The sequence below is a fragment of the Rhodococcus sp. IEGM 1307 genome (genome assembly GCF_030056915.1).
GTDB classification, from domain to species: Bacteria; Actinomycetota; Actinomycetes; order Mycobacteriales; family Mycobacteriaceae; genus Rhodococcus_F; species Rhodococcus_F opacus_D.
The window spans coordinates 140,389-155,561 of sequence record NZ_JASHKW010000016.1 but is presented as its reverse complement, the minus strand read 5'-3'; the positions used below and the strand labels follow the sequence as shown (position 1 = coordinate 155,561).

Annotated in this window: 14 protein-coding genes; 9 read left to right on the top strand and 5 right to left on the bottom strand. The window is 62.1% G+C overall.

Features of this window, described 5'->3' with window-relative positions; translation table 11 throughout:
• Positions 1-18: 18 nt before the first annotated feature.
• Together QM841_RS28090 and QM841_RS28085 are read left to right on the top strand one after the other, a co-directional pair.
• A complete protein-coding gene (locus QM841_RS28090; RefSeq protein ID WP_133988307.1) occupies positions 19-2,040 on the top strand; it encodes an NADPH-dependent 2,4-dienoyl-CoA reductase in 2,022 nt (673 codons plus the stop codon).
• A gap of 131 nt (positions 2,041-2,171) precedes the next feature.
• Positions 2,172-2,729: a PadR family transcriptional regulator gene (locus QM841_RS28085; protein WP_169693675.1), complete on the top strand. Its 558-nt coding sequence runs from the start codon at positions 2,172-2,174 to the stop codon at positions 2,727-2,729.
• Here the strand turns inward: QM841_RS28085 and QM841_RS28080 are convergent.
• A complete protein-coding gene (locus QM841_RS28080) occupies positions 2,723-3,547 on the bottom strand; it encodes a crotonase/enoyl-CoA hydratase family protein (RefSeq protein ID WP_283334581.1) in 825 nt (274 codons plus the stop codon). The two genes, QM841_RS28085 and QM841_RS28080, sit on opposite strands and share 7 nt — an antisense overlap.
• Positions 3,548-3,712: 165 nt before the next feature.
• Between QM841_RS28080 and QM841_RS28075 the strand changes: the two genes are divergently transcribed.
• The 5 genes from QM841_RS28075 to QM841_RS28055 are packed head-to-tail and all read left to right on the top strand — an operon-like array spanning position 3,713 to position 9,152.
• Positions 3,713-4,840, top strand: coding sequence for an acyl-CoA dehydrogenase family protein (locus QM841_RS28075; protein WP_133988304.1), 1,128 nt, complete (start codon positions 3,713-3,715; stop codon positions 4,838-4,840).
• Positions 4,837-5,610, top strand: coding sequence for an SDR family NAD(P)-dependent oxidoreductase (locus QM841_RS28070; protein WP_283334580.1), 774 nt, complete (start codon positions 4,837-4,839; stop codon positions 5,608-5,610). The genes QM841_RS28075 and QM841_RS28070 overlap by 4 nt, the downstream gene beginning before the upstream one ends.
• Positions 5,611-5,622: 12 nt before the next feature.
• The gene (locus QM841_RS28065; protein ID WP_133988302.1) at positions 5,623-7,140 is read left to right on the top strand and encodes a class I adenylate-forming enzyme family protein; all 1,518 of its coding nucleotides are present in this window, start codon (positions 5,623-5,625) and stop codon (positions 7,138-7,140) included.
• A 10-nt stretch (positions 7,141-7,150) separates the two neighbouring features.
• Entirely contained in the window at positions 7,151-8,023 is an 873-nt protein-coding gene (locus tag QM841_RS28060) for an SMP-30/gluconolactonase/LRE family protein (RefSeq protein WP_164060214.1), read from the top strand.
• A 37-nt stretch (positions 8,024-8,060) separates the two neighbouring features.
• On the top strand, positions 8,061-9,152 hold the full coding sequence (locus QM841_RS28055; RefSeq protein ID WP_206017105.1) for a phosphotransferase family protein: 1,092 nt from the start codon (positions 8,061-8,063) through the stop codon (positions 9,150-9,152).
• Between the two features lie 234 nt (positions 9,153-9,386).
• Here QM841_RS28055 and QM841_RS28050 read toward each other — a convergent pair whose 3' ends face one another.
• From QM841_RS28050 to QM841_RS28035, 4 genes are all read right to left on the bottom strand, one after another.
• On the bottom strand, positions 9,387-9,863 hold the full coding sequence (locus tag QM841_RS28050; RefSeq protein WP_283334579.1) for a hypothetical protein: 477 nt from the start codon (positions 9,861-9,863) through the stop codon (positions 9,387-9,389).
• Between the two features lie 293 nt (positions 9,864-10,156).
• Positions 10,157-10,498, bottom strand: coding sequence for a hypothetical protein (locus QM841_RS28045; RefSeq protein WP_283334578.1), 342 nt, complete (start codon positions 10,496-10,498; stop codon positions 10,157-10,159).
• Positions 10,499-10,701: 203 nt separating this feature from the next.
• A complete protein-coding gene (locus tag QM841_RS28040; RefSeq protein ID WP_133988299.1) occupies positions 10,702-11,505 on the bottom strand; it encodes an enoyl-CoA hydratase/isomerase family protein in 804 nt (267 codons plus the stop codon).
• Positions 11,502-12,653, bottom strand: coding sequence for a CaiB/BaiF CoA transferase family protein (locus QM841_RS28035; protein ID WP_133988465.1), 1,152 nt, complete (start codon positions 12,651-12,653; stop codon positions 11,502-11,504). The genes QM841_RS28040 and QM841_RS28035 overlap by 4 nt, the downstream gene beginning before the upstream one ends.
• A 166-nt stretch (positions 12,654-12,819) precedes the next feature.
• Here QM841_RS28035 and QM841_RS28030 point away from each other — a divergent pair, with 166 nt between their 5' ends.
• On the top strand, positions 12,820-14,154 hold the full coding sequence (locus QM841_RS28030) for an acyl-CoA dehydrogenase family protein (protein ID WP_133988463.1): 1,335 nt from the start codon (positions 12,820-12,822) through the stop codon (positions 14,152-14,154).
• Positions 14,155-14,156: 2 nt separating this feature from the next.
• A complete protein-coding gene (locus QM841_RS28025; protein WP_283334577.1) occupies positions 14,157-15,158 on the top strand; it encodes an NADPH:quinone oxidoreductase family protein in 1,002 nt (333 codons plus the stop codon).
• Positions 15,159-15,173 lie beyond the last annotated feature (15 nt).

The window sequence follows — 15,173 nt, the reverse complement described above, 5'->3', positions numbered from 1 at the left end:
AAACACAGGAGATCTTTGATGACCCACTATCCCCGACTCTTAGAGCCCCTCGATCTCGGCTTGATCACACTGCCGAACCGAGTGATCATGGGATCGATGCACTTGGGTCTCGAGGAAGTGGCCGACGGTTTCGACCGCATGGCTGAGTTTTATGCCGAGAGGGCCCGGGGGGGTGTAGGGCTCATCGTCACCGGGGGCATCTCGCCGAACGATGATGGCAGGCCTTGGGATGACGGTGCAGCAATGACCAATTCGGACGATGTGACGGCCCATCGAGTGATCACCCAGGCAGTCCATGCCGCCGGCGGGCGTATCGCCATGCAGATCCTTCACTACGGTCGGTACGCGAAGCACGCCCGGCTTGTCGCCCCAAGTCCGCTGCGCGCCCCGATCAATACGTTCGTCCCGCGGGGTCTGGACTCCGCCGAGGTCGAAGCCACGATCGAAGACTTCGTCAACGCGGCGGAACTTGCTCGTCAGGCCGGCTATGACGGGGTGGAGATCATGGGTTCGGAGGGATACCTCATCAACACGTTCCTCGCGTCCTGCACAAACGAACGGGACGATGAATGGGGTGGCGACGCTCAGAGTCGTGCGCGGTTCGCACTCGAGATCGTGCGGCGTACCAGGGCACGCGTAGGCCAAGATTTTCTTGTCTTGTTCCGGCTCTCGATCCTGGACCTCGTTCCGGGTGGCTCCACGCTGGCTGAGACGATCGACCTAGCCAAGCAACTTGAGCTGGCGGGTGTTGACATCCTCAACACTGGAATCGGCTGGCATGAAGCTCGGGTTCCTACCATTGCGACCTCGGTGCCGCGCGCCGCGTTCGCGACAGCGACCGCCAAGATCAAGGCTGCGGTGGGCATCCCGGTGGTCGCCAGCAATCGAATCAACGCGCCTGACGTCGCGGAAGACCTGCTGGCGCGTGGGGCGGCCGACATGATCTCCATGGCTCGTCCGTTTCTGGCCGATCCCCAGTTCGTAGCGAAGGCTCGCGACGGGCAGGCTGAGCGGATCAACACGTGCATTGGGTGCAACCAAGCGTGTATTGACCACACGCTGAGCGGAAAGATCACATCCTGCCTCGTCAACCCTCGTGCGTGCAACGAGACGATGATTGATCTTGCGCCCACACGCAAGACGAAGGACATCGCCGTCGTCGGTGCCGGACCGGCTGGGATGGCGTTCGCTTTGGCCGCAGCACAGAAGGGTCACCGGGTTGTGCTCTATGACGCTGCCTCTACGGTCGGCGGTCAGTTCGACATCGCCCGTCGCATTCCTGGAAAGGAGGAGTTCAACGAGACGCTCCGGTACTTCCGTGCCGAGCTGCCGCGGGCGGGAGTCGACCTACGACTCGGCTCATGGATCGACGCGCAAGAACTGATCGAGGGGGACTTCGACGAGGTGGTCCTGGCTACGGGAATCGTTCCCCGTGCCCTTGAGCTCGATGGTGCAGACCATCCGAAGGTCGTGACCTACCTGCAGGTCTTGCGCGAGGAGGTATCTCTGGGTACCCGAGTCGCCATCGTCGGTGCCGGAGGTATTGGCTTCGATGTAGCCGAGTTCGTCACTCAAGAGGGAACATCCGCAAGCCTCGATGTGGCAAAGTTTTACGAGCACTGGGGTGTTGATCCGACCTTCGAGGCGTCCGGTGGTGCGGTGCCTGCGCACCCTCACAGCTCTGAGCGGCAGGTCTATCTGCTGCAGCGGAAGGCCTCGAAAGTCGGTGCCGGTCTCGGCGTCACAACTGGGTGGATCCATCGCGCTGAACTGGCCGCTCGGGGCGTCAAGACCATGTCCGGTGTGGCGTACGTTCGCGTGGACGACTCGGGAATCCACCTGGTGGTCGACGGAGAACCGGTGACGTTGGAGGTGGACAACGTGATCGTCTGCGCAGGTCAGGAGTCACAACGAGGTCTGCTCGCCGATCTGAATGCAGCCGGCGTCACGGCCCATCTGATAGGTGGTGCCGATGTGGCGTCAGAGCTGGACGCTAAGCGAGCCATACATCAGGGAGTTACTCTCGCCGCTGCAATCTGATCGCCGTTCTCGCCGGGCGCGCCGTCGGCCCCATTGTGGGGCCGCGGTGCACCGAGCGTGTGCGGCGGGTCAAACGATTGCGGGTACCGTGCTTTCAGCCGTCGGGTTCGCGCCGATCTTGGAGAGGGCATATGTCGCTGCGTCACGCCATACTCACCGCTCTGCTTGAGCGGCCGTCGTCGGGGTTCGATCTGGCGCGGCGCTTTGACAGATCAATCGGCTACTTCTGGTCGGCCACCCACCAGAGCATCTATCGCGAACTGGCAACGCTGGAACGCGAAGGGCTCATCGAATCGCTTCCGCAACCGCCTTCGCGAGGCAAGCGCAAGCTGTACGAGGTGCGGCTGGCCGGGCGCTCGGCACTGGTCGCGTGGCTCGGGCAGTATGAGGAGCCCGAACGGAGCCGGGATGCACTGCTTGTGCGACTACGAGCCGCCTCAGTAGTTGGGGCAGGACCACTCGTGGAGCAGATGCGGTTGCATCGCGAGGCTCACGAGGAGCGACGAGCGGAGTACCTGGAGATTGCCGAACGTGACTTCAGCGATCCTCACCCGGACGCGAGTGCACAAATTCAACATTTGATCTTGCTTGCCGGCGTCGGGCTCGAGACGTACTGGATGACGTGGCTGTCAGACGCGATAGAGCTACTCTCCGAAGTCGACCGCAGCGGCCATGCCGAGGATCAGTGACCGGTGAAATTTGCTGTTCGACGTTCCAGGAATGCGTTACGTGCCTCAAGGAGATCTTGGCTCGCCATGAAGGCCGCGTTCCATGCGGCCACGAACCTGAGTCCAGCTCTCACGCGGCTCTCTCGTTCATTGCCGAGCACCTCCTTGATGCCAGAAAGCACAAGAGGGGAGTTCCTCGCCATCTGTTGAGCGAGTTGCGCTGCGGCCGTATACAGAGCTTCGCTGTCGGTGAAGGCGCGGTTGATCAGGCCGATCTGTTGCGCCTCATCGGCCGCGATGTCCCGTCCTGTTAGGGCCAGGTCGCGAAGGTGCCCGTCGCCGATGATCCCGACAAGACGTTGAAGGCTGCCGAGGTCGGCGACCATGGCCATACGGGTCTCTCTGATGCTGAACTTGGCGCTCTGCGTCGCGAGCCTGACATCGACCGATGAGATGAGATCCACTCCAGCGCCGATGCACCAGCCGTCCACGGCGGCAATGACCGGCTTGCTGATACTGGCAACGCTGGAAAATGCCGTTTGGAGTTCGATGATGGAACGCAAGAACGCCTGACGTTCGCTAGCGCTTGCTCCCGGCCTGGCTAGGTCAAGCAAGGGATGCATGTCGACCAGGTCGAGCCCGAATGAGAAGTTGCCCTCACCCCCACGGACGATGATCGAGCGTACATCATCGTCGTCTTCCAGCCAGGCAAATGCCAAAGGCAACTCTTCGAAGTGCGCCACGCCCATCGATGGATTCGAACCGGAGTTGAGCAGCGTGACCGTGGCGACATACTCCGACACAGAGATCTGAAGCGCCGAGTAGACGGGAGGCTGCATGCCGTTTTGTCCTTTGTGTCTTGTAGAGGCGGGGTGCCGTTCGTTGCGAGCCCCCTTGCTCATGAGAACGTACGACATCTCGTTAATCTTGACAATAGTGATTCACCATTATACAAATTGACGAGCCGAACGACGGTGAATAATGCCTCAAGTGAGTAGGTGCACATGCTGACGGATCTCCAGCTTTCGGTACGGGATGTGACGCGCAGCTATGTGGCGCGCGAAATCTCGCCGCATATTCAGCAGTGGGAGAGCGAGGGTGAGGTACCCGAAAAGGTCTGGCGGGGACTGGGAGAGCAGGGGTTCTTTGGCCTCGCTGTCGATCCAGACTTCGGTGGCGCCGGAGCAGGAGTGACGGCATGGGCACTCATGATCGAAGAGCTCGCCCAGGGTGATTGCGCCATCGCCAACCAGGTTGGCGGGACTAACTTTCCGTTCGGATCGAAGCTGGCCGAGCTTGGTACTCCTTGGCAGCAGGAGCAGTTTCTCAAGCCGGCCGTCGCAGGGGAGTACTACATATCTCTGCTACTGAGCGAAGCGCATGCTGGCTCAGATCTTTCCCAGATTCGCACCAAGGCGACTAGGCGAGACGGCGGCTGGGTCATCAATGGGGAAAAGGTTTGGATCACTGGCGGGGCGACCTCGGGAGCAGGAATCTTGCTAGCGACGACCGATCCAGATGCAGGGGTCCGCGGATTGACGCTATTCCTTGTCCGGCCCGACATGCCGGGATACAACGTGATCAGGCGCGAGCCGAAAATGGGTCACCGCGTCATGGATATCTGCCAAATCTCCCTTGATGACCTCGAACTCACCGATGATCACGTTCTGGGAGAGGTGGGGACGGGTTATCGCAACATCCTTGACGGCTTGGATACCAGCCGAATCGGAGTCGCGGCGCAAAGCGTCGGCGTCGCGCAGCGAGCGTTCGACCTAGCACTCGAATACGCCAAGGAAAGGGCGACTTTCGGCAAACCGATCTTCCAGCACCAGGCGATTGGCTTCAAGCTCGCCGAGATGGCAACCAGCATCGAGGTCGCACGACAGATGTATCTGAGGGCGGCAGCTCTGAAGGAGTCTGGTGTGCGTTCGGTACGGGAATCGGCCATGGCCAAGCTTTTCGCCTCCGAGATGGCCGAGTCTGTATGCAGCGATGCTGTGCAGATCTTCGGTGGCGCCGGATTCGCTGGCGGCGGAATGGTGGAGAAGCTCTACCGGGACCAGCGGATTTTGCAGATCTACGAAGGGTCCAGCGAAGTCTTGAAGATGCTCATCCAAAGGGAGCTGGCATGACTCGACAGCTGAAGGACAAGGTGGCGTTGGTGACGGGTGGGGGCAATGGAATCGGGGCTGCCATCGTGAGACGGCTGGCCGAGTCCGGAGCGTCAGTCGGCATCATCGATCGCGATGAAGCGTCGGCGCGGGCGATTGCTGCCGAGCTGGAGGCATCTGGTGTGACCACTGCGATCGTGGCGGCCGACATCAGCAACAACTCTGCGGTCATCAGTGGCGTCAATGCCATTGAGGCAGCCCTGGGCCCGATCGACATCCTGGTCAACAACGCTGGATGGGACTCTCTGAAACCATTCCTCGACAATGATGAAGCCCATCGTGACCTGATCATCGACATCAACCTGAAGGGCCCGATCAATGTGACACACGCCGTGCTCGCCAAGATGGTCGAGCGTGGCCGGGGCCGTGTCGTCACGATCTCGTCGGATGCCGGACGCGTCGGATCCACCGGGCAAGCCGTCTACTCGGCGTGTAAGGCAGGCATGATCGCCTTGACGAAGTCGGCCGCGAGGGAGGTCGCGCGGCAAGGGATCACGCTGAACGTGGTGGCGCCCGGTCCTACGCGGACCAGAATGATGGCCGAAGCCCTCGATGGCGACGATGCGAGTGCCAAGCACGTTCTCGAGCGGATGACCAAGGCGGTGCCCATGCGTCGAATGGGTGAGCCTGAAGACGTCGCTGGGATAGCAGTATTCCTTGCGACCGACGATGCTTCTTTCATTACGGGCCAGGTCATCAGCGTGTCCGGTGGCCTCACGATGCACGGCTAGAGGGGCTAGAGGATGAACGTCGTTGAATTCATGGTGGGGCTTGAGACGGCCGTTGGTGATCGTCCGATCATCTACTTCCGAGATCGTGGTGTGACGGCCAGTGCCTTCAGAACTCTGGTTTCAGAGGCGGTTGCAGAGCTGGATGCAGCTGATGTCGGTGTCGGCGATCGGGTGGCGCTGTTGGCCGCGAACCGTCCGGAGTGGCTGGCGATCTACTGTGCCTGTCTGGCACGGGGTGCAACCCTGGTTCCCCTCAACCCAGCCTTGTCAGAATCGGAGGTCGCCTTCATCCTCGATGATTGTGCTCCGGTACTGGTCATCGTCGACGACAAGAGCCTGCCTCAGGTTCCAGATGGCCTAACGATCCCGGTCGACGTGCTGGTTGACCCTGAGGCTCGGTCATGGGACGAGGATGAGAGGAGCAGTTGGCCCCAGGTCGTCGATTTGGACGACATGCACCCTGCTCTGATCCATTACACCTCTGGCACTACCGGCCACCCGAAAGGTGCGGTGCTTCCGCATTTGGGAGTCGCGGCCACGCTTAGCCGAACGACCACCTGGGTCGGCTCCACGGTGGACGACACGATCCTCATCAACGGATCGCTCGCGTTCATCATGCACTCGACGATCGCCGCGATGGGGCACATCGCCATCGGCGCGACAGTTGTCCTGCAAGAGCGTTTCCACCCGTCAGAGGCGATCCAGGCGATTGACCGCTACAAGGCCACGGTCATCATGTGGGTGCCGACGATGTACGTCATGGTGTGCGAATGGATCGAATCGAATCCGTCCGATCGCGTCGGGTCCTTGGCTAGCCTGCGGGCATGTGTCTCGTCGGCAGCGAGTCTGCCGTGGAGCCTGGTGGAGCGTATGCGTGCCGCTACCGGTAAGACGATCTACAACGCTTGGGGAATGACGGAGGGCACCCCGCTGACTGGATTCCCACCCGGGTCTTCGCCGGTTCCCGACTCAGTCGGCCCCCCGATCGGGGACAGCGAGATCCGCATCCTCGACGCACATGGATCCGAGGTCGCGATCGACGAAGTCGGTGAGATCACCTTCCGCAGCCCCAGCAACATGATCGAGTACTTCAACCGGCCCGAAGCCACGAAGGAAACCATCATCGACGGCTGGGTGCACTCCGGAGATCTCGGTCGTCGCGATGAGGACGGGAACATCTACATCTCCGGACGGATCAAGGACATGATTATTAGCGGTGGTGCGAACATCTACCCCGCCGAGATCGAATCAGTGCTGACGGATCACGAGGTGGTGGCAGAGGCCGCGGTGATCGGAATTCCCGATGAGCGATTCGGGGAGATCCCGGTGGGCTACGTGGTTCTTCGAAGTGGTGAAGTAGCAGATGGCGAGGTTCTGAAGGACTACTGCAGCTCCCGTCTCGCCTCCTACAAGGTCCCCGTGTGGATCGCAGTTGTCGATGACCTACCTCGCGGCCCCACCGGCAAGACCTTGAAACGCGTACTGCGTGACCAGACCGATGTTGCCAACAAGCCTCCAACCAAGCACTGATCGGAACGTCATGAAAACTATTCAAGCTGAACAGATCTCTACGGGCCACGGCCTTCTGGAAGGACCGCTCTGGACGCCAGAGGGTCTGCTCGCGGCCGACGCCATCGCCGGGGGCGTCCTTCGCTTCACGGACTCAGGCTCGACCGAGACGGTGATCGAGCACAGGCGCGGGATCGGCGGAATGGCCCTGCACGCCAGTGGCGGGCTCGTGATCAGCGGCCGGAACGTGGCGGTCAAGGGGCTTGTCAGCAGCGATGACACAGCAACTCATGTGTTGCGTGAGAATGATCCGTCCAACGGTGTCGTCGGATACAACGACTTGACGGTGGATACCCACGGTCGCCTGTATGTGGGTTCGCTGGCCTTCGTTGCTTCAGAATCACGGGATGTCGATAAGCCAGGTCAGCTCTTTTGCATCGATCTCGATGGTTCGGCACGTATTGTGGCAGAAGATGTTCTGCTCACGAATGGGCTCGGATTTTCGCCGGACGGCTCGCTTCTTTATCACGCCGATACCCTGCGTTCGACCGTCAACGTGTATGACGTGGACGACCGAGGCGGGCTTGGTCCCAAGCGATCCTTCGTGACGGCGGGGGACGGCGAACAACCTGACGGACTCGCCGTTGACGCCGCAGGAAATGTGTGGGTCGCTCTGCCGCACAGCGGTCAGGTCGGCTGCTTCAACCAAGATGGAGAGCGTGTCGCGTCGATTCAGATCGACGTCCCGATGGTGACGAGCTTGACTTTTGGCGGCGATGATCTCCGCGATGTCTACATTGTTTCCGGTTCCGAAGGTCTCGACACCGACCGCGGAGCCGGCGTGTTCAAAGCGCGCGTCGAGACACCCGGTCTGCCTGCGGCCCTGTGCCGAGTTGAGTTTTGAGCACTATGGGCGGCCTGCGTACCTCGGATGACAGCCGATGAGTACTGCCGCGTCCGACGCAGATCGCCAGCAGCTGAACTCTGGAACAGGGGAGGTGCGTAAACAGCATCGGTTCGATGAGTCTCGATTGACCCAGTGGCTCCAGTCGAACGTGAGTGGCTTCGCGGGCCCCCTGAAGGTGACGCAGTTCCGTGGGGGCCAGTCAAATCCGACTTATCTGCTGAGTACACCCGATGCTGACTATGTCCTGCGGCGTAAGCCGCCAGGTGAGCTGCTGCCGGGGGCTCATGCCGTTGACCGGGAGGCACGGGTCATGATGGCGCTGAACGGCGCCGGTTTTCCGGTCCCGAAGATCCTGGCCGAGTCTCAGGATGAAGCCGTCATTGGCACGGCGTTCTATGTGATGGGTCACGTGGAAGGACGGATCTTCTGGGACAGCAGCATGCCCGCGCTTGACCCTGGTGACCGAACCATGATGTTCGACGACATGAATCGAGTCGTGGCCACATTGCATTCTGTGGACGCTGATGCCGTCGGGCTGAGCGACTTTGGGCGCAAAGGGGGATATCTGCGTCGTCAGCTGAACCGATGGTCCCGGCAGTACGAGTCAGGGTCTGGTGAGCGCGACACAGACATCGACTGGTTGCAGGGCTGGCTCCGCGAGAGATTGCCTACCGATGAGCGTGTCTCAATCACGCACGGAGACATCAAGTGCGACAACTTCATCTTCCATCCCACGGAGCCTCGGGTCGTTGCGGTTCTCGATTGGGAGCTTGCCACCTTGGGTGATCCGCTCGCTGACTTCGGCTACAACGCGTTGATGTATCATCTGCCGAGCGACCTCGCCGGTGGGTTGGGTGCCCGTTCGGTCGATCAGCTCGCAGAGCTGGGGATTCCCACAGAGGCTGAGTACGTGGCGAAGTACTGTGAGCGGACGGCGCGTGAAGGCATCGATGACCTGGACCTCTACCTGGCGTTCAACGCCTTTCGGCTCTACGCCATCATGCACGGCATTCGAGCGCGGATCGAGAACGGTACCTCAGCGTCGCCGCACGCGAGCCAGATGATCTCGTCGATGCCGCAACTCGCGAAGCTCGGTAGACACCTGGCAGAACGTGCCGGCAATTGACCAGTCGGCGTTCGTCGACCGGGTCGCATCCGCGACGCCCTGACCGTCTCGATGATGCGGATGAGTAGGAGGGGCGAGCCAGCACAGGATGTCGTGGGCGCGGATGCGTTCCTCGCGCCGGTGGTAGATGGGCCGCAGGTCGAGGATCTGCTTCATGTCCGCCAGCTGCGCTCGACTTCCATCAGCTGCTTGTAGCCCAGGGCGATGTCCTCGACGCTTGGGCTTGGGGTCCGATCAGCGTAGGAGGTATTTTCCGTCGAGGTTCTCCTCCGCCTTGATCCTGGCGTGGTCGATGCGGAGCTTGCCGGCGCCGGTGGTGCGCAGGTGGCGGTTCGGTCCGAGCTTGTCGGCGATCTTCCCGCGCACCTCGCCCCGCTTGAAGTCGCTGAGCGTGTCGGTGTCGGCGATCAACTCCTGCAGGTGGGTGACGAGTTGGGTGCGCATGTGCTTGTCGCGCACCGCCGATTCGAGGTTGTGGCAGATCACGAACCGATCGGTGTCGCTGATCCGTGCTTCCTCGACGCGCATGTTCTCGGCGACGTCCTGGTAGCGGCCCGGGCGGGACGGGGCGGCCTTCACCCGCTGATCCGGAGCGGAGCTTTCCCCGAGGATGTAGGCGTGGTCGCCCTGCCGCAGGTAGTGGCTGTTCTCCTCGCTGGAGAAGCCGCGGTCGGTCACCCACACGATCGTGTCCAGGGTCCAGTCCCGCATCTCGTCCTTGACCTGCGCATCACCGTCTGATCCGAGGCGTTGCCCGGCTAGCACCAGCAGCGCACCGGGATGCCGTCCAGGGTGACGGCCATGCCGATGACGATCTGCGGCAGGTCGTCGCGGGAGTCCTTGGACTTGCCGTAGGTGCGGAACCCGGTCTGCTTCGCGTCACCGCGCTCGGGGCCGTCGCCCAGTCGGCGGCCGGCGTCGTTACGGGCGACGGGCTCGTCGGCCTCCTCCAGCTCGAAGTAGGTGCTGGTTGGTGTCGAAGAAACGCAGGGTCACATCGAGGTTCAACAGGTGGCGACCTTGTCGAAGACCTGCTTCTCCAGGTCGTCGGTTACCTCGTGCAGCCAGTCCATCGACCGGTAACAGGGCTGTTCGCCGCTCTCGGCCAGCCCGTCGATGTGCACGTCGTGGCTGCTCCAGTCCGTGGCGGCGAGTTTGAACGACGGTGCCAGCGCCCGGTTGGCGACCAGGGCGAACAGCACCCGTTCGGTGGCGGTCACGTCCCGGCGGCCACGCTGGGACCGTCCGAGCTTGTCCTCGCGGCCGAACGTGAACAGCAGCACCCTGAGCACCGCCCGCTCCCTGGCCGGGTCCCACTCGTTGTGGGCCAGGTGCAGGTACCGCACGTGGCGGTCTTGTTCTCCCGCTTCGTCGTCTTCACGTACAGCTCTAGACCATACGAGCAGAGTCCAGGCCAGTGCAGATGAATCGAATATTCGCGTCTTTAGGGATATTTCGACTTCCGCCCCATGCAGCTCAATGACCTGCTCCTTCAGCTCCGCAGAACCTCTAGAACCCACAAATTGCGTCGAACCCAGGTCTGAAGTGGTCAGCTGAGCAGCCGGCTGGTGAACGTAGCCCGTCGGCGCTCACCGAATGCGGAAATCCCCTCTCGCAGATCAGAGCCGGAGAACGAGTCAACCCGCAGCTGCCGAAGCGCAGCGGACTCGACCGGACGGTCCAGTGCCTGTGAGATCACCAGCTTTGTCAGCCGTATCGCGTACTGCGACTGCTTGGCCAGCTGGCTCGTGTACTCGACGATCTCCTCGTCCAAGGTGGTCGCCGCCAACACCCTGTCGATCAGCCCCAGGCGGTGTGCGGTCGACGCGTCGATTCGGCGAGCCGTGAAGAGCAGGTCCCGGGCCGCGCCGACTCCGACGAGCTCGATCAGCCGACGCGTGGAATCTACGCTGTACGCGACGCCGAGGCTCGTGGGCGGCGTGGCGAATGTGGAGGTGTCGGTGGCAAAGCGCAGATCGCAGGCCATGGCGATCTCAAGCCCTCCACCGATGCAAAAGCCGTTGATACCCGCGATCGTCACTCGTCGGCAGCGCGCGATACTCGACTCCGCCGACGCGACGGCATCGATGTACCCCCGCCCAGCCAGCGGATCCCCGAGTGCTGATCGTAGGTCGGAGATGTCTGCTCCAGCTGCAAAAGCTTCGTTCCCGGCTCCGCGAATGACCAAGGCAACCACCTCGGGGTGCGCCTCGGCTTGCGCGATCAGGCCAGGGATCGCGAGCCACATACTGAGGTTCAGGGCATTGCGTGTCTCTTGCCGATCGATCGTGAGGGTGGCAATAGGGCCGGTGACTGATAGGCGCACCTCACCCTCAGCCTGCTTTGAGGTCACAGCTCGTTCCCGCCGTCGGCGCGGTCCAGCTGGCTGGGGTCCGAAACCCTGAAGTCTGGATCAGATGCTCCGAGCCCCGGAGCCGATCGTTCGTCGGTGCGTCGAAACCCCTGATGGAGGGGACTGGGGATCGCCGCAAAACGATGACCAGCCGTACCTGCGGTCTCCTCGAACGTCTTTCGAGCCGCCCAGTGCGGGTGGGCGAAGGCGACTTCCGGTGTGGTCATGACTGAGACACACACGTCAACACCGTCGAAGAGGGATCGCCAATGGGCACCGTCGTGTTGTGAGAACCGCTCTGCGAGGTGCGTCTGGACGGTCGTCCCGTCGGCGTCCTCCGGCCTGAGCTCGGCAGGGATGGCGAGCATGTCGCACAGGCGGAGCCAGAAACGTTCCTCGAGGGCGGCCACCGCCACCACTGCGCCGTCGGCCGCCGCGTAAAGCCCGTAACGGGGAGAGCCGCCGGCCGGATGGGCGGTGCCTGGATCGCTCGACTTTCCGGAGACGTCCACCTGGGTCCGAGTCCACCAGTGCCAGAAGAACACATTCTCGGTCATGGCGATATCAAGATGGCTCCCCTGCCCGGTCTGCTCGACCGAGCGGAGCGCCAGGAGGATGTTGACGACAGCCGGATACGTCCCGCCTCCGATGTCCGCGATCAGTGTCGGCGGAAGATGGGGGACGCCCTGTGACTGTGAACGTCGTGCCGAAGCGAGCAGGCCGGCGTCGACCAGATAGTTCAGATCGTGCCCGGCCCTGGATGCGAGCGGGCCGTTCTGTCCGTATCCGGTGATCGAGCAATAGACGATGCGCGGGTTGAGTGAGCGGGCGCGTTCGTAGCCAAGGCCCAGTCGGTCCATCACTCCGGGGCGGAACTGCTCGATCAAAACGTCGGCCTGCGCGATCAACGGCTCGAGCGCAGCTGTTGCTGAAGGAGCCTTCAGATCTATCGCGATGCTGCGCTTGCCGCGATTCAGGGTTTCGAAGTCACAGGGTTCGAAGATGCGCATCTCGTCCCCGACGCCGGGGCGTTCCACCTTGAGAACATCGGCGCCCGCGTCGGACAGGAGCAGACTGGCCAGCGGTCCGGGCACCAGGGTCGAAAAGTCCAGTACTCGGACACGGGCGAGGGGCAATTGTGCCGACATGGGAAGGATTCTCCGTTTCGATCTAGAACAGTAACGGTGATTCACCAGTTCATCTTTTGATCTAGTATGCATCAGAACCTTTTAGTACGCATCAGAGCCCGCTGAGTCGAGGAGACATATTTTGAGATCCCCAGGCACCACCGTGACACGCTCTCCAGAGACGGATATCGATCTGCGACACACCGATCGCAGTCGAGCGCTTCAGCAGCGGTTAAGCGCATTCATGGACCAGCACGTGTATCCGGCTGAACGGGCAGTGCATCAAGAGATCGAGCGGTTGGGGCCTTGGGCCCTCTACCCGACACTCCTTGGCCTGCGAGAAGAGGCCAAGAGTGTCGGATTGTGGAACCTATTCATGCCCGCGACACCCGATGGGCAGGGATTGACGAACATGGAGTATGCGCCGCTCGCGGAGATTATGGGGCGAGTCTTGTTCGGAGCGGAGGTGTTCAATTGTTCGGCCCCAGATTCGGGAAATATGGAGGTCCTGCACAAGTACGGCACTCACGAACAGAAAGCGCGGTGGTTGTCACCGTTGCTGGAAGGAAAAATCCGTTCAGCCTTCGCAATGACGGAACCGGACGTGGCGTCGTCCGACGCGACGGCCATTTCAAGTTCCATCGTCCGTGACGGAGACGACTACGTCGTCAATGGGCGGAAGTGGTACACGAGTGGTGCGACCCATCCGAACTGCGAAGTCATGATCTTCATGGGCAGGACGAGCCCTGATGCGGAACGTCACCGGCAGCAGAGCATGATCCTCATACCTCGCAATGCACCTGGCGTGCACGTTGCTCGGGCGCTGCCTGTGCTCGGCTCGTACCTTGACCGCGCGTGTGAGGTCTGGTTCGACGACGTCCGTGTTCCGACCGAGAACATCTTACTGGGAGAGGGGCGGGGGTTCGAAATCGCGCAGGGTCGGCTGGGGCCCGGTCGCATGCACCACTGCATGCGTCTGATCGGCCTGAGCGAACGAGCTCTCGAGCGCATGTGCCAACGTGTCGATAGTCGGAGCACCTTCGGCCGCATGATCTCAGAACAGACCGTGACGCTCGAGCGGATTGCTGAAGCTCGAATCCGCATCGAACAGGCCCGGCTGCTGACCATGAAGGCTTCCTGGATGATGGACACCGTCGGAAACTCCGAGGCGCGCCAAGAGATCGCGATGATCAAGGTTGCCGCGCCCGCGCTCGCGCAGCAGGTCGTGGACTGGGCCATCCAGGCTTTCGGCGGTGCTGGCCTGACGAATGACTTTCTGCTGAGCTCGATGCTCGCCAATTCGCGGTCGATGAGACTTCTGGACGGCCCTGACGAGGTCCATCGGAACCAGATCGGACGGCTCGAGCTTCAGCGGCAGCGTGCAAAGTCGACTGCGGAGGCCTCGGCTGAAGTGCTCTCCCGGGACGAGGCAGTTTCGATGTCCGACTCCGGTTTATGGCCTCGCCCGGTGGATTGGCCGAGCGTTCCGACGGCTATGTCACCGTCAGAGCGGCAGGGCTGAGAATGCGCGCCCTGGTATCACTCCTGCCCGGCGGCCCAGAGACTCTGCATTGGCTCGATCTGCCCGAGCCGCTGCCCGGACCGGGCGAGGTGCGCGTCTCGGTTCGCGCCGTCGGGCTCAACGCGACCGATCTGCTCATGATGCGCGACCTCTATCAAGACAAGGTGGCTCGCCCCTATTCACCCGGCGGCGAGGTCGCTGGGGTCGTCGAGGCATTGGGAGACGGCGTACGTGATCTGGCCGTTGGTGATCGAGTCGTCGCAATCACGGGCTCGGGGGGATTGCGCGAGCAGATCGTCCTGCCGGCGGCGGGCCTGATCGGTATCCCCAGCGAGGTCTCGTTCGAAGAAGCGTCTGTCCTGCCCATCGCGTATGCAAGCGCGCTTCATGCCTTGCAGGACCGGGCGCACCTGACTTCGGGTCAGCGTGTGCTCGTCACCGGCGCCGGCGCGGGGATCGGGCTCGCGACCGTGCAGATCGCTACACAGTTGGGGGCTGAGGTCGTGGCCGCGTGTTCGACGGACGAGAAGGTCGAGGCTGCTCTGGCGGGCGGGGCGGTCCGTGGATTGGCATATTCGGGCACCGGCGACGACGCGCCCGATCGCCGAGAGCTTCGGCGCCTGTTCGCCGAAGCTGTTGGAGAAGGCGGGGCAGATGTCGTCGTCGATCCGGTGAGCGGTCCGTATGCCGATCCGGCTGCTCGTGCTCTGGGCCTGGAGGGGCGATATGTGCTGGTCGGATTCGCGGCAGGCGTAGGCCCGCTACCTAACAATGTGGTTCTGGTGAAGCAAGCGAAGGTGATTGGATCCGCTCTCGGTGAATACTTGAAGGTCCGGCCGGAGCGTCTGGGAACGCTCATGGCCCAGCTCCTCGACTGGTGCGTGGCCGGGACTCTGAGGCCTAGTATCACGTCCGTGGTACCACTGGATCAGGCCGCCGACGGACTTGACATGCTTGATCGTCGTGCGATCACCGGAAAAGTGGTCGTGCAGGTAGGGAAGTGAACCACTACACGGTAC